The organism is Xanthomarina sp., from assembly GCF_035306605.1.
Lineage (GTDB): Bacteria > Bacteroidota > Bacteroidia > Flavobacteriales > Flavobacteriaceae > Xanthomarina.
Map to the genome: position 1 here is coordinate 12,235 of NZ_DATGNR010000001.1, position 15,119 is coordinate 27,353.

The window sequence follows — 15,119 nt, forward strand, 5'->3', positions numbered from 1 at the left end:
TGCAAATATCTATCGCGTTTTACTTTACAATGTTATGAGAATGTTAATAATTAAAAGTGTACTTCAAATTGTAATCTATAAGCTAATCTGCTATTTAAATGTTCAGTATCTATATAAGTAAAATCTGATTGGACCTTTAATTTGTGCCCTACAATGTATTTTGAAATGCCCAAAGTGTACTCGTTGACCGTGTTTTCATTACTAACAATAGAGTTGAAATCTACATTTGAAAATCGGCTTGCAACTTCCCAATTACTTTTAAATAAATAGCCTGCTTGTAGATTAAGTGCAGATCCAACTTGAACTATCTGGCCGGTCGGAGTACCATCATCATTTTTTGCTATAGGATCTTCGGCGTCTCGGTTTGCATATTCACCCATAAAAGAGAAGCCTTTATGTTTAAACATGGTATCGATGAAAAGCGTGGTTATGTTTGTTTTGTAGTAACCTGAATCGGTTATCATGTATGAGCCTTGGTTGCTTTTTGTTTTAACAGCATTATTATTGAAGTTATAGGATACGCCAATAGAAAGCTTTGCAGATTCGTGTCTGTTAATTGCTCCACCAATATAATCACCTTTGTCTGGAAATAATCCTAGAGGTAGAAGTTCTAGTCGTCCGGTATATTGAAGTCCACCAATGTTTCCTGTGGTTACATTTCTTCCTTCACCTTGTGAAATAGCTATGGCTTCTCTAATAACAAATTGATCTGTTAGATTAAAGTGATGTCTTAATTGAAAGCCTAAATCTCTATCAATATTGAATTCGGCATTTAAAATAGATCGATCAACAAATTGAAGGCTTCCAGAGGAAATAAGACGATCTCTGTTTCCAGGGAGTTTTGCTTGACCAAACCATAATTCGAAATTTTTATAAAAATTCCATTGCATTACAGCATCTAAAATAAATCTTGGGGTGTCGCTCGTATAAACAGAAGCTCCGGCCATATCTCTATTAGATAAACCCAATTCTATTTTATACTTTAATTTAGGAGTTAAAGCGTAACCGCCAAATTTTAATCTAGCTCTTCTCACCGAAAAAGCAGCTTCGCCATTTATGAGTTCGCCTTTGTTGTTTTCCCAGCTAGCTATAGTTAAAAATTGCATTCTGGCACCAATTTTCATGGTCCATGAACTATCTTGACCAACAACATTAAATACACCATTGCCAAATTTAGACGAGGATGTTTCTTGTGCGTTAACAAGATTTACTGAAACTAGTAATAGTGAAACTACAGTTACTTTAAATTTCATATTAGGTATTTAGTTTTTGTCGTTGCAAAGAACCTAATATAAAGTTAAATTTATGTTTCCTTAATATTAAATTTAAGAAAAAGGCTGCCTTGGCCAAAAGCAGCCTTAGAATTCATGATAATATAGTCGACAAAAACTAAATAATTATATGAAATCAATAAATAATAGTCTTAAGACAGTTCAAATATCAGGTTTTAAATGAATATTAATGTAATGAAACTATTAAGGAATCATTAAAAATCCTATTTAAAAACTGTTTTATCCTTCTTAACAACAATTAGTTAGCGTTCCAATGTTAAATTAATGTTATGTAAACGTTGCTTAAATGTTACTAAATTTCTATATTTGAATTATAACAAATAAAAACCCAATTAATTATGAAGAAAGCACTCATATTTCTAACCTTTTTAATTACTGTGGGCTCTTTTGCACAAGAAAGAGAATTAAAACTGAACAAAGACACTAATTTAATTGAAGTAGTTTACTATCACGACAATGGAGTTGTAAGCCAAAAAGGTGCTTACTCTCTAGATGGAAAGCTTCAAGGTGAGTGGTTAAGTTTTGACACAGAAGGAAGAAAAGTAGTTTCTGCGAATTATGATAATGGGAAAAAAGTCGGCAAATGGTTTTATTGGAATGATAAAACACTAAATGAAGTAGATTATAACAACAATGCAATTGCAGGTGTAAACCAATGGACTGGTAGGTCTAGCGTTGTACTGCGAAATTAAATAGTTTTATACTACATAAAAAAGCATCCTAATTAGGATGCTTTTTTATTTTTAGTCTAATTCATTGTGTTTATTCAACAGTCCATGATGCTCCCCAAGTAGCATAATCTGTTCCTGTTCCATTTCCTTCACCTGAGATAAAATCTGATTCTGTAAATGTTTCAGCAGTATCATTTTTCATTTTTAAAGTAACATCAGTGAAGGTAATATTACTTACGTGTAAATCGCCATTGATTACCCCAACTCCAGTTGGATTATCTCCAGCATCTCCGTCTAAATCGAAAGCTTCTTCAAAACCTTCAATTAATACGTTGTTAAAAACTCCTTGTGTTCCAGCTCTTAATCTAATAGCTTCGTTTCCTGTATTAGAACCTTGACCTATAATTGTTAAGTTGGTTACTGTTGGCTTTGAGTAGAATCCAGCGGCATTGCTGAAATCTGTATTGTATCCATCAGCTTCAATTCCTTTGTCGTGATCTGCACCGTGTTTCACATAAGCATTTGTAATAGTTCCTGTGTATCCTTCGGTCCAATCTATAGAATCGTCTTGAGCATTTACAACTGAAACATAACTTGCGTTTACAGTTCCTCCAAAAAATTCAACACCGTCATCTTTACCTTCAAAAGCTTGAATGTACTCTACTACAGTACCATTTCCTACACCGTAAAAAGAGAACCCGTTGTTTTCTGATTGTCCATCAGCAGCACCACCAGAATATTCAACACGTACATAACGTAATATACCTGAGTCGTCTGAAGCATCTGTACCTCCATAAGGTAAACTTGCAATTTCAGAAGTAGAAGTAGCGTTTCCAGTAACAGAGTTAATTGGAGCTTTACCTAAAAGGATAATTCCTCCCCAATCTCCTGCAGATGGAGACGACGCATCAGAAGTAAAAACAATTGGGCTATTTGCTGAACCATTAGCAATTATTTTGGCGCCTTGAGAAATAGCTATGTAAACATTTGCTCCTGAAGCAAGTGCTTTAATAGTCATTCCAGCAGGAATCTCTAAGGTTGTTCCGCTAGCCATGATTAAAGATCCGTTTATTTTGTAAGTATTGTTAGCATCAAGAATTAAATCTTGGGTATAAGTCCCAGATAGGAAAATGGTTTCTGGGTTTGGAGTTTGATTACCTCCATTTGTGTTGTTGGTAACACTATTGTCTGTAATGATAATGTCTGATGTATCGTCTGATGAGCAAGAGAAAAGCATGCTTATTAGTGCAATTCCTAAAATTAAGTTGTTTTTCATTTTTTTCTAGTTTGATTTAATTTTTGTTTAGTTTATTAATTGTGTTTAAAATTTGTATTTAAGTTGTAACCCTAAGTTCATCCCTCTTTTGTAATCTGTAACTCCTTTGCCATTGGCAGAGTTTACAGCAATATCTCCTAAGGTTGTTTCTCTAAAATATTCTATAGTTGGATTAAGTAAATTTTTAACACTGAAGTTAATTTCCAGTTTTTCGTTAAAGTTGTTTCTCCAAATAAAATCTAAGGTTGGGACTCCTTTTTCAATAACATTTCCTAGCTGTCCGGAACCTAAAGCATCGATTCTGTTAGAGAAATATGAGAATACTAAATTGGCTACAGGTTTGTAGTTCCCGAATGTTGGCGAGTAATTAATATCTGCATTCAGGATTAAAGGAGACGCTCCTTGAAGTTTGTCTTCATGTTTATTAAAACTCACATCATAGTAAGCGCCATCAATGGAGTTATACAGGTCTTGTTTAGTTTTCATGTAAGTTGCATTGAATCCTAATGAAAGCTTTGAGTTGTCATCTTCATTTGTGATTAAGTTTTTTCTCAATTCCACTTCAATACCATAGACATTTGCCTTGTCTCCAGTTCTAAAATAACGCTGTGTTCCTGTAGCATCTGCTCCTACAACTAGGTTTACAGGATCTTTTATTTCTTTTGTAAATATTGCCACAGAAATAATTTCGCTTTTGGTATAAAACCACTCGTATTTTAAATCGAAGTTCAAGATTTTAGAAAAACCTTTGTCTAATAAATCTGGATTTCCCCCAATTTTTGTAGAAATGTCTTCGTAAACAAATGGGGCAACTTCTTTAAATTCTGGAATAGAAACAGTTTGACTTGCAGAAAAACGAAGGTTTTGATTGTCCGTTAATGCATATTTTACATTTAAACTTGGTAGGAAGAAATTCTCATAAGAGCTAATCTTGTTTTTACCTTGATTTCCTAAGTTGATAACGTCAAAATCTATGTCTTGTTTGAACGATTCTAGTCTGAAACCAGGTACGATTAGCCATTTTTCTCCTGCTTTAATTTCGGCATCTACATAACCTGCATAAACATCAAGTTTTCCTTTATAAGTGTTTTCTGGCAACCCAGGTCTGTTAGTGTTTGATACAGTAGGAATGTTATTGATAACTTTTATCTGGTAAATACCATTGTCGCTAGGGTTTAAGCTTAAATTGTTTAAGTTGAAAACACTATTGAAATTGTTTATATCAGTAATTTGATATTTAGAGTCTATAATGTCGTACCCATATCGAATGTTTTCAAAGTTTCTTTGTTTACTTCTTCCGTTATACCCAAAGTTTAGTTTTAAATTTTCGTTTGCATTGTATGCAAGGTTAATTCTACCGTTGTATTCTTCGTCTTGTATGTCTTGAAAATAACGTTGGTTATCAAATACAACATTACTATAAAAAACTGGATTCGTATTTATGTCGTTATCTAGTGCTAGTTGATAATTTTCAATACTCAATCGTTTTCTATCTGGTTGTTTGGACCATACAGAGTTATACCCGAAACCCCAGTCGGCAGTAAATTTTCCTGAAGTATGTTTACCTAATAATTGGTTGACAAAAATTTGTGTTTGATCGAATTGCGAATTCATTTGGTAAAAACCTTTGTCGGTGTTCGCTTGTGCATCTCTATTTCTACCTTTTCCATCTATCCCAAAATAACCCACTACGTCAGATGAATTATTAATGAATAGAAAATTGTATTTAACAGAGTTATTATCATCAATTCGATAGTTTACATTTGTCATAGCGGTGGTCGTGGTAGCGTATTCGTATTCTTCCGCATTATTTATAAAAGCCTTTTTCTCAGTTAAGGTATAGTCTACAGCTGATCCTTTTCGGTATTCGTAATTGTTTTCAAAAGAGGCTGTTGCAAATACGTTTATTCGAGATCCATTTTTAAAGTTGAAGGATTTTCCGGCTGAAGCTCCATAACCTATTCCAATTGGTGTTCCAACACTTATAGGATCCACACCATGAGATAAAATGACAGCAAAAGGGTTGTTGTTATATCTTCCGTAGTAACCAAAATACCCAGTGCCTTCGCTTCGAACAAAGTTTTTATCTATCGCATTCGAGTTAAATCCTGTTGAAGTAAAGGCATTGAAAAAACCATTTCCGCTATAATCTTTTGAAGAGATATCTACATTTCCTGCTGAAAAGTCCCCATAAAATTTAGAAGTGTATGCTTTGCTTATGGATACATTTTCAATAATATCCGATGAGAATATGTTTAAATCGATATTCTTTTTATTAACATCGTTGGAAGGTAGAGAAAGCCCATTCATAGTAGTGTTTAAGTATCTGTCTCCTAAACCACGAACGTATACATTGCTTGAGCCTTCTTGCTTTGAAACCCCGGAAATTTTAGCAACTGCTCCAGCAGCATCACCAATACCTTTTCTGGATAACTCATCAGCTCCGATACTTTGTTTTATTTCAACAGCTTTCTTTTGTTCTAAAAGTAAAGCGGTTTCACTTTCTCTTTTAGTAGTAGTATTAATTACAACTTCCTCTAAAGAGGCGGCACTAGCTTTCATAGAAACATTTAATACGGTTTCTTTACTAGCTATAATTTCAACGTTTACCTCTTGAGTTTCATAACCAACAAAACTATATATAATGGTATACGCTCCAGGTTCAATGTCTTTTATTTCATAATAACCATCAAAATCTGAGGTTGTACCTTTTGTTGTTCCTTTTATTAATATGTTGGCAAATACTAAAGGCTCGTTGTTATAATCTAAATCTAAAATTTTTCCGGTTAAGTAGCCTGTATCTTGTGCATGTACATTTAAAGAAGCAATTAGGATAAAAAAGAGTATAATATGTTTCATTGGTATGTTTAATTCTTTAGATAATTTGTTGATGCAAAGAAACTGTGGTAATGTAAAGGTGGTGTTAATTCAGAATTAAGGGTTCGTCATGTAACTGTTACCTAAATATTAATGGATTTACATAAGTTTTTGTTTTTGAAAACTATTTCTTAACACAGAAACGGGTAGAAAAGGTTATATATGATTTGTTAAATGCAGATATAAAAGACGAAAAAATGTATCTTGCAGCAGATAAATAGTAGTTATGAATTGGGAACAATTACTCTCCTTAAAACGATATGGAGATACAAATAAACGGTTAAGAAAAGAACAGGATGAAACTAGATTAGGATTCGAGGTTGATTATGATAGAATTATATTTTCATCTGAATTTAGAAGTCTTCAAGATAAAACTCAAGTTATTCCCTTATCTCAAACAGATTTTGTACATACCAGATTAACACATAGTTTAGAAGTTAGTGTTGTTGGTAGAACTTTGGGAAGAAAAGTGGGAGCTAAATTAATTGAGAAATATCCCCATTTACAAACCATTCATGGTTATCAGCCAAACGATTTCGGAGCCATTGTAGCCGCCGCAGCTTTAGCGCACGATATTGGAAACCCACCATTTGGACATTCAGGAGAAAAGGCCATAGGCGAGTTTTTTATATCTGGAACCGGAAAGCAATATAAAAACCAATTAACTGAAAAGGAGTATCAAGATTTATGTGATTTTGAAGGAAATGCGAATGGTTTTAAAATTGTTACCCAAAACAGAGTTGGGAGAGAAGGAGGCTTGCGATTAAGTTATGCTACACTAGGAGCTTTTACTAAATATCCAAAAGAATCTTTACCTAAAAAGCCAACCAATCATATTTCAGATAAGAAATATGGGTTTTTTCAAAGTGAAAAAGATTTGTTTGTTGATGTTGCCAATGAATTAGGCTTACTAAAAAAAGGAGCTGCTGGAGATTTAAGCTTTTCAAGGCATCCTTTAACCTATTTAGTGGAAGCCGCAGACGATATTTGCTATACCATAATTGATTTTGAAGACGGAATTAATTTAGGGCTTATACAAGAGGAATATGCCTTAGAGTATTTAATAAATCTTGTTAAACACACCATTATTTCTGAAAAATATCATCTTCTTTCTAACACCCAAGATCGTATAAGTTATTTGAGAGCTTTAGCTATAAATACACTAGTTAATGAAGCAGTAAATGTGTTCCTAACTAATGAAGAAGCTATATTAGATGGTAGCTTTTCTACAGGTTTGTTAGATAAAAGCCAATATGAAGCTCAAATTAACGACATTATTAACATAAGTGTAAAGAAGGTGTATCAGTCGCAAGAAGTTATAGATAAGGAAATAATTGGTTTTGAGGTTATAAGTACACTTTTAAATGTTTATACAAAGGCTGTGATAAATAAAATAGAAGGAAATGCCTCAAATTACGACTTACTGATTCTTAAAAGTATCCCTGATCTTTATTTCAATGAAGATGGTACTACATACGACAATCTTTTAAGTGTGTGTAATTATGTGTCTTTGCTATCGGACAGTCAGGCCATTCTAAAATATAAGAAAATTAAGGGTATAGCTTTGTAATTAAATGCGAATGCTATTTTTTCTAAAAGATTTCTTGCGTAAAAAAGATTAATAATCTATTTTTATTTTTTAATACCCCAAATTTACCTAAAATGAAGAAAAATCTCCTAGGAGCGTTAGTAATCCTATTTGTTGTTTTTGCCACTGTGTTGGCGTTAAATGAATTGAATGATACCGGAGCAAATGAAGTTAATAAGCAAGAATATTACGCCGATATGGATTAGTTTTTTTAAGGTAAATCTTTAAAAAAAGTTGGTTGACTCTAAAAAATCGGATATTGTTTTAGATATAGACGTACTATCTATTCCACACACTTGTTGTAACTCTTCGGTTGTTCCATGTTCAATGAATTCATCAGGAACTCCCAATATTTTAAAAGTGTTTTTATAGTTGTGTTGTGCTGCAAATTCTAAAATAGCTGAACCAACCCCGCCTTTTATACAGCCATCTTCAACGGTTATAATTATTTTGTAACTGCCACAAATGCGGTGAAGCAACTCTTTGTCTAAGGGTTTTACAAAACGCATGTCGTAGTGCGAAACAACATTTTCTTGATTTAATAATCCTATAGCTTCAGTACAATTCCTAGAAATTGTGCCAATGCTTAAAACAGCTACACTTTTTCCTTTTCTTAAAGTGTTAGCTTTCCCTATTTTAATTTCTTTGAATTTCTTTTGCCAGTCCAAGGTAATTCCTCTTCCTCTAGGATATCTAATGGCAAGGGGTTGCTTTAACTTTCCAAGTTGGGCAGTATAAAGTATGTTTCTAAGTTCTATTTCGTTGCTAGGTGCAAAAATAATTAGGTTTGGAATGCAGCGTAAATAGGCCAAATCAAATATGCCATGATGCGTGGCACCATCTTGTCCTACTAAACCAGCGCGATCTAAACAAAATACTACGGGCAAACTTTGTATAGCAACATCGTGGATTACTTGGTCGTAGGCACGTTGTAAAAAGGTGGAATATATATTGCAAAATGGAATTAAACCTTGTGTTGCCATTCCTGCCGAAAGTGTAACGGCATGTTGTTCGGCAATTCCCACATCGATAGCTCGTTCAGGAAATTCCTGCATCATGTATTTTAGGGAACTTCCGGTTGGCATGGCTGGAGTAATGCCGATAATTTTCGGATTGCTTTTGGCCAACTCAACCATGGTAAAGCCAAAAACATCTTGGTATTTAGGTGCTTGTTTTAAATCGCTTTTTAAAACTAATTCTCCCGTAATGGCATCAAATTTTCCTGGAGCATGGTAAGTAACTTGATTATCTTCAGCTTGTTTTAAGCCTTTCCCTTTTTTTGTAATAACATGTAGGAATTTAGGGCCTTTTACGGTCTTAAGTCGTTCTAATTCAGTTATTAGTTTAAAAATATCATGACCATCAATAGGTCCGGAATAATTGAAATTAAGGGCTTCAAAAATATTATCTTGTTTTTCCGTACCCTTTTTTACATTAGTTAAATATTGTTTTAGAGCACCAACCGATGGATCAATACCTATAGCATTATCATTTAAAATAACTAACAAATTGGCCTCTGTTACCCCAGCATGATTTAAACCTTCAAAAGCCATTCCGCTTGCAATAGAAGCATCTCCAATGATAGCTACATGTTGTTTGTTTAAATTGCCTTGAAGTTGTGATGCAAGAGCCATCCCTAAGGCGGCAGAAATTGAAGTGGAGGAGTGCCCAACTCCAAAAGTGTCATAAATGCTTTCGTCTCTTTTAGGAAACCCGCTTACTCCATTTAATTGTCTGTTGGTATGAAAGTTGTTTTTCCTTCCAGTTAATATTTTATGCCCATAGGCTTGATGACCAACGTCCCAAACTAATAAATCTGTGGGAGTGTTAAACACATAATGCAGAGCAATGGTTAATTCTACAACGCCTAAACTAGCACCTAAATGTCCTTCTTTAGTTGCAACAATGTCAATAATAAAACGTCTTAATTCTTTAGCTAACTTTGGAAGTTGTTCTTGTTGAAGTTGGCGTAAATCTTCTGGACATTCAATAGAATTTAATAAGCCTGTTGTCATGGGTAGGAAATATCGCGTAAAATTATTAAATTAACTGTTAATTTAATGTCTTTATGCCGTCTTTTAAAGAATTTTTATGATTATATTATAATAATAAAAAGATGGGTGCTATATTTGTCAAACTCATATTAAAAAATTTCAAGATAAAATGAAAAAAAATTACCTCCAAAGATTATTAGTTTTAGGTATGTTGTTTTTTGGATTTGTAGGTTTTGCTCAGCATAACCTTAGTAATTCAGAATTTGGCAGCATTATCGAAGCGTATTTAATCAAAAACCAAAAAGCCTACGACCTGACAGATAAAGATATTCAGGATTTGTTTGTTTCAAGTGAGTACTTTTCTAAAAGTACAAAAGTCAATCATGTATACGTAATTCAACGTTACCAAGGAATTGATATTTTCAATGCCGTTTCTAGTATTGCAGTAAGAGACAATGCTGTTCAATATTATGCGAATGGTTTTGTTAGTAATATTAGTAGTAAAGTAAATACAATAACCCCTCAAATTGATGCACAAAGCGCATTAGAAAACGCAGCTTCCCAGTTAGGTCTAGGAGGTGTGCAAGGTTTAGAGCTAATTTCAGCTAAGGGCAACGCGTTTGTTTATAATGGAGGAAATGTATCTCAAACCAATATCCCTGTGAAGTTAGTTTATTCTTACTCAGAGGAGCATGGAACTTTAAGACTAGCTTGGGATTTAAGCATCGATACTCTTAGTGGTAAAAACTGGTGGAGTGTACGTGTGGATGCAGTTACAGGACAAATAATTGACACTAATGATTGGGTTGTATCTTGTAATTTTGGTGATGGAAATCACTCGAATCATACGTTCCATACAAACACCAATACCAAAGAAGATTTTACTTTATTTAGAGCAAATTCTTTTGTGGCTGACGGATCTCAATACAATGTATTTGCATTTCCAGTTGAAGCTCCAAGTTTTGGAGGTAGAACTTTATTGACTTCTCCTGCAGATGATGTAGCTTCACCATATGGATGGCATGATACGAATGGAGTTGCTGGCGCAGAATACACCTTTACTAGAGGAAATAATGTATATGCTTACGATGATTCAGCCAATACAAACCAACCAGGCTATTCGCCAGAGGGAGGAGCTAGTTTAAATTTCGATTTCGAATTAAATATAAATCAAGAGCCTTCAGGATACCTAGATGTTTCTGTTACTAATTTATTTTATGTTAGTAATATAATGCATGATGTTTGGTACCGTTATGGTTTTGATGAGGCTGCTGGAAACTTCCAACAGAATAACTATGGAAATGGCGGATTAGGTGGTGATGCTGTGAGAGCTGAAGCTCATGATGGCGGTGGAACAGATAATGCTAACTTTGCAACTCCAGTTGATGGTGGAGTCCCTAGAATGCAAATGTATTTATGGTCTGCCCCAGGAGGTATCCAAGAATTAATCACAGTAAATAATACTTCTATAGCTGGAGGGTATGGTGCTGTTAATCCTGGAGAAGGGATTACTGGTATTGGAGAAACCCCTGTTACTGGAGATTTAGTATTAGTTAACGATGGCTCTGCTACACCAGCGGAAGGTTGTGGTGCTATTGCTGACCTTACTGGTAAAATTGCAGTCGTAATGAGAGGAACCTGTGCTTTTGTTGATAAAATTCAAAACGCACAAAATGCAGGGGCAATAGCTGTTATTGTAGTGAACCATAACAATCCAACTAATGATCCTGCTTATACGGAATGGGTAATTATGGGAGGTGATCCAAACCCTCCATTTACAATTCCTTCTGTATTTACAAATTACTCTAATGGTCAGGCTATAATTAATGCTATGCAAACTGAAACTGTAAATGTTACCTTAAAAGGAACAGGCTCTTATATGTTAGATGGTAGCTTCGATAATGGAATTGTAGCCCACGAATATGGACATGGAATCTCTACAAGGTTAACAGGAGGTCCTAATCAGAACTGTCTTGGAGGTCTAACGAATAAAGAACAAATGGGTGAAGGATGGTCAGATTGGTTTGGTTTAATGTTAACTATGAAACCAGGAGATCAACCAGAAACTCCTAGAGGAATTGGTACTTATGCTGTTGGTCAGCCTACTAATGGAATAGGAATTCGATTAGCTCCTTATAGTACAGATTTTGCCATTAACGACTATACTTATGGAGACACAAATGATACTCAAAACGTTGTTAGTCCTCACGGGGTTGGCTTTGTTTGGGCTACTATGTTATGGGACTTAACCTGGGCTTATGTTGAAAAATATGGGTTTGATCCAGATTTATATAACGGTACAGGTGGTAACAATAAAGTTATGCAAGTTGTTCTCGATGGTATAAAGTTACAGGGATGTTTTCCTGGATTTGTAGACGGAAGAGATGGAATTTTAGAAGCGGATAGATTATTAACTGGTGGAGAAGACCAATGTTTAATTTGGGAAGTGTTTGCTAGAAGGGGTGTTGGTGCAAATGCTAGCCAAGGAACATCTTATAATATGACAGACCAAATTGAGGATTTTACAACACTTCCAGATACAGATCCTAGTTTAGCTAACTGTACAGTTATTAGTGTTGAGGAATTTAACTCAAGTAGTTATAAAGTATATCCAAACCCAACCAATGGTCGTTTGTTTATTAAAACCACGAAAAACTACGGAAAAGTAACTCTTACTTTAACTGATATTAATGGAAGACAAGTGCTTTCTAAAGATGTAGAGTTATTCAACCAAGTTGAATTAGATATCAATACATTACAATCTGGAATTTATATTCTTACTATAAACGGAGAGTCATTTAGTGCAAACCACAAGGTTATTAAGAACTAATTGATTTTTTAAATTGATAAATTAAAGACAGCTATAATACTATAGCTGTCTTTTTTTATTTTTACATGTATGGAAAATTTGTTGAACGACACTTATTTTATGAAAAAGGCCTTACAGGAAGCAGAAGCTGCTTTCGAGAAAGGCGAAATCCCAGTTGGAGCCGTTATAGTTATAGATAACAGAATTATTGCGAGATCGCATAATTTAACCGAGCTTTTAACTGATGTAACTGCTCATGCCGAGATGCAAGCCATTACAGCTGCCTCTAATTTTTTAGGCGGTAAATATCTTAATAATTGTACCCTTTATGTTACACTAGAGCCTTGTCAAATGTGTGCAGGAGCTTTGTATTGGAGCCAAATAAGTAAAATAGTATATGGTGCTAGAGATGAAGAAAGAGGCTGTATAGCCTTAAAAACCAAGTTGCATCCAAAAACCGTAATGGTAGGAGGAGTTTTGGCTGAAGAAGCTAGCGAGCTCATGAAACGATTTTTTATAGAAAAACGGAATTTAAACTAAGTATCTTTTTGTTGTTTATATTCTCGCATTTTCTCTAAACTCTCCTTCGTAATCATATAGTCTTTTAGGTTTCTATCTTTCCATCTGTAATATGAAAATAAAGGAAATACAATAATAAACAATCCAACAACTCCAAAACCAATTAGCTTTTGAGAGTAAGTTTCTTCTAGAACATACCCTAAAACAATACTGGTTGCTGAAAGGATAAAACAAAAAAATGTGATATATTTAAGTAGAGTGGGTTTCATTATGTAAAGTTAAGTAATTCGTGTCTATACGCTGTTAATAATTTCGATTTTGAAACGAAACCAAGATACTTTCCATTTTTAATTACAGGTAAATTCCAGGCATTTGTATCTTGAAACTTCTGCATTACTTGAGTCATGTTATCCTTGTCGTAGTTTATATAACCAGGAGGTATTTGCATAAAGGTTTCAACTGTTGTCGAGTCGTATAAGGATTGATCAAACATGATGCCTCTAATGTCATCTAAAAGAATAATACCAACCAAAAGATTATCTTCATCTACCACGGGAAATAAGTTTCTATTGGATTTAGACACACCTTTGTAAAGCATATCTCCCAGAGACATGTCTGGATTAAGCGAGATGAAGTCTTTTTCAATCACACTGTCCAATTTCATTGTGGTTAAAACATTTTGGTCTCTATCGTGAGTCAATAAATCTCCTCTTTCAGCTAATTCCTTGGTGTAAATGGTGTATTCCATGTAGTTTTTAGTAATTAAATAGGAAATAGCTACCGTAATCATAAGTGGTAAAAACAATTCGTAACCACCAGTAATTTCGGCAATTAAAAATATGGCGGTTAAAGGAGCATGGATTACTCCTGCAATTAATCCGGCCATCCCGACTAAAGTAAAATTAGCTTCCGATACTTGATGACCAAGACCAATGTTGTTTATTATTTTAGCAACTACATTTCCTAATGCACTTCCCATTACCATGGTTGGTACAATTACACCACCAACTCCTCCAGCGGCGAAAGTAGTAGTCATTGCTATTGCTTTAAAAACAGTAAATCCTATTAATAGTACAATTACTACCCAAATATTATCAAGGTGTTTATCGAATAAATTAGTGCCCAAAGCACTTAAATAGTTGCCTTCAAAAAGATCTTTTGTAAAACTTAAACCTTCCCCATAAAGTGGTGGGATAAAATACAGCATAACTCCAATGGCAAAACCACCTACCAAAAGCTTGGTAAATTTAGATTTGAATCTATCGAAGAAGGAGTAGACCGAAAAATATATTTTAGTGAAATATATGGAAGCCATTCCTGTGCCAAGCCCTAAAATAATGTAAAAAACAGTATCTCTAATTGTGAATTTATCTGTTATGGTGAAATCGAAAAGCACTTCGTCTCCCAAAAAGAAGTAAGAGGTTAATACAGATGAAATAGACGCTATTAGTAGCGGTAATAAGGATGCAAAGGTTAAGTCTAAGCTAAATACCTCAACAGCAAAAACAATGGCTGCAATTGGCGATTTAAACATGGAGGCTATTGCTCCAGCTGCTGCACAAGCAATTAGTAAGGTTCTAGTTTTCTTGTCAATTCGCAATAACCTACTTAAATTGGAACTTATGGAAGAACCAGAAGTCATTGCTGGGCCTAATAATCCAACAGAACCACCAAACCCAACAGTTAAAGGTGCTAGGATAATAGGATGATAAATAAGTTTGTAGGATAATAAACCTTTTTGCCTTAAAAGAGAATATAAAATTGAAGGAACCGCACGTTTTATAAATGGAGGTACGGAAGGTGACATTTCCTTCGTAAACAGATATTTTTTAATAATAAAAACAAAAAACAAGCCTATAAAAGGCAAAATAAAATACAGCTGATTTTCAGAAAAAACAATTCCTTTCTTTAAGAATGACTGAATGGAAAAGGTGATGTTCTTTAATGTCAACGCAGCTATTCCAGTAGATAAACCTACAAATATGCTTAATATTAAAACAAAGTTCTTTTGTGAGATGTGTTTATATCTCCAAAGTGTAAATTGTTTAATTACATATTTCAAATTCATTTAAAATTCGGTGTTTTTAAATCAA

11 protein-coding genes are annotated in these 15,119 nt (G+C 34.1%); 5 read left to right on the forward strand and 6 right to left on the reverse strand.

What is annotated here, in order from left to right:
- Positions 1-50: 50 nt before the first annotated feature.
- The gene (locus VKY41_RS00055; RefSeq protein ID WP_500812387.1) at positions 51-1,253 is read right to left on the reverse strand and encodes a porin; all 1,203 of its coding nucleotides are present in this window, start codon (positions 1,251-1,253) and stop codon (positions 51-53) included.
- 377 nt (positions 1,254-1,630) lie between these two features.
- Between VKY41_RS00055 and VKY41_RS00060 the strand changes: the two genes are divergently transcribed.
- A complete protein-coding gene (locus VKY41_RS00060; protein ID WP_500812388.1) occupies positions 1,631-1,984 on the forward strand; it encodes a toxin-antitoxin system YwqK family antitoxin in 354 nt (117 codons plus the stop codon).
- A 70-nt stretch (positions 1,985-2,054) separates the two neighbouring features.
- On the opposite strand, the gene VKY41_RS00065 is transcribed toward VKY41_RS00060, so the two are convergent.
- Together VKY41_RS00065 and VKY41_RS00070 are read right to left on the reverse strand one after the other, a co-directional pair.
- Complete coding sequence (locus tag VKY41_RS00065; RefSeq protein WP_500812389.1) at positions 2,055-3,239, reverse strand: beta-helix domain-containing protein; 1,185 nt, start codon at positions 3,237-3,239, stop codon at positions 2,055-2,057.
- A 45-nt stretch (positions 3,240-3,284) separates the two neighbouring features.
- On the reverse strand, positions 3,285-6,098 hold the full coding sequence (locus VKY41_RS00070; RefSeq protein ID WP_500812390.1) for a TonB-dependent receptor: 2,814 nt from the start codon (positions 6,096-6,098) through the stop codon (positions 3,285-3,287).
- A 244-nt stretch (positions 6,099-6,342) separates the two neighbouring features.
- Between VKY41_RS00070 and dgt the strand changes: the two genes are divergently transcribed.
- Both dgt and VKY41_RS00080 read left to right on the forward strand, forming a co-directional pair.
- Positions 6,343-7,686 (forward strand): dGTP triphosphohydrolase, encoded by a 1,344-nt coding sequence (gene dgt / locus VKY41_RS00075; protein WP_500812391.1) that lies wholly within the window; start codon positions 6,343-6,345, stop codon positions 7,684-7,686.
- 92 nt (positions 7,687-7,778) lie between these two features.
- The gene (locus VKY41_RS00080; RefSeq protein ID WP_500812392.1) at positions 7,779-7,910 is read left to right on the forward strand and encodes a hypothetical protein; all 132 of its coding nucleotides are present in this window, start codon (positions 7,779-7,781) and stop codon (positions 7,908-7,910) included.
- An 18-nt stretch (positions 7,911-7,928) separates the two neighbouring features.
- On the opposite strand, the gene dxs is transcribed toward VKY41_RS00080, so the two are convergent.
- Complete coding sequence (gene dxs, locus VKY41_RS00085) at positions 7,929-9,719, reverse strand: 1-deoxy-D-xylulose-5-phosphate synthase (RefSeq protein WP_500812393.1); 1,791 nt, start codon at positions 9,717-9,719, stop codon at positions 7,929-7,931.
- A gap of 148 nt (positions 9,720-9,867) precedes the next feature.
- Between dxs and VKY41_RS00090 the strand changes: the two genes are divergently transcribed.
- Positions 9,868-12,528, forward strand: coding sequence for a T9SS-dependent M36 family metallopeptidase (locus VKY41_RS00090; protein ID WP_500812394.1), 2,661 nt, complete (start codon positions 9,868-9,870; stop codon positions 12,526-12,528).
- A gap of 69 nt (positions 12,529-12,597) precedes the next feature.
- Positions 12,598-13,047, forward strand: coding sequence for a nucleoside deaminase (locus tag VKY41_RS00095; protein WP_500812395.1), 450 nt, complete (start codon positions 12,598-12,600; stop codon positions 13,045-13,047).
- Here the strand turns inward: VKY41_RS00095 and VKY41_RS00100 are convergent.
- Both VKY41_RS00100 and VKY41_RS00105 read right to left on the reverse strand, forming a co-directional pair.
- Positions 13,044-13,295 (reverse strand): hypothetical protein, encoded by a 252-nt coding sequence (locus VKY41_RS00100; protein WP_500812396.1) that lies wholly within the window; start codon positions 13,293-13,295, stop codon positions 13,044-13,046. The genes VKY41_RS00095 and VKY41_RS00100 overlap by 4 nt on opposite strands.
- Positions 13,295-15,094: a chloride channel protein gene (locus tag VKY41_RS00105; protein WP_500812397.1), complete on the reverse strand. Its 1,800-nt coding sequence runs from the start codon at positions 15,092-15,094 to the stop codon at positions 13,295-13,297. Before VKY41_RS00105 ends, VKY41_RS00100 begins: the two co-directional genes overlap by 1 nt.
- Between the last annotated feature and the right edge of the window lie 25 nt (positions 15,095-15,119).

Coding starts and splice junctions, on each gene's coding strand:
- VKY41_RS00055 (WP_500812387.1), bottom strand. CDS start 1,253: ATGAAATTTAAAGTAACTGTAGTTTCACTATTACTAGTTTCAGTAAAT.
- VKY41_RS00100 (WP_500812396.1), bottom strand. CDS start 13,295: ATGAAACCCACTCTACTTAAATATATCACATTTTTTTGTTTTATCCTT.
- VKY41_RS00095 (WP_500812395.1), top strand. CDS start 12,598: ATGGAAAATTTGTTGAACGACACTTATTTTATGAAAAAGGCCTTACAG.
- VKY41_RS00080 (WP_500812392.1), top strand. CDS start 7,779: ATGAAGAAAAATCTCCTAGGAGCGTTAGTAATCCTATTTGTTGTTTTT.
- VKY41_RS00060 (WP_500812388.1), top strand. CDS start 1,631: ATGAAGAAAGCACTCATATTTCTAACCTTTTTAATTACTGTGGGCTCT.
- VKY41_RS00105 (WP_500812397.1), bottom strand. CDS start 15,094: ATGAATTTGAAATATGTAATTAAACAATTTACACTTTGGAGATATAAA.
- dxs (WP_500812393.1), bottom strand. CDS start 9,719: ATGACAACAGGCTTATTAAATTCTATTGAATGTCCAGAAGATTTACGC.
- VKY41_RS00065 (WP_500812389.1), bottom strand. CDS start 3,239: ATGAAAAACAACTTAATTTTAGGAATTGCACTAATAAGCATGCTTTTC.
- VKY41_RS00070 (WP_500812390.1), bottom strand. CDS start 6,098: ATGAAACATATTATACTCTTTTTTATCCTAATTGCTTCTTTAAATGTA.
- VKY41_RS00090 (WP_500812394.1), top strand. CDS start 9,868: ATGAAAAAAAATTACCTCCAAAGATTATTAGTTTTAGGTATGTTGTTT.
- dgt (WP_500812391.1), top strand. CDS start 6,343: ATGAATTGGGAACAATTACTCTCCTTAAAACGATATGGAGATACAAAT.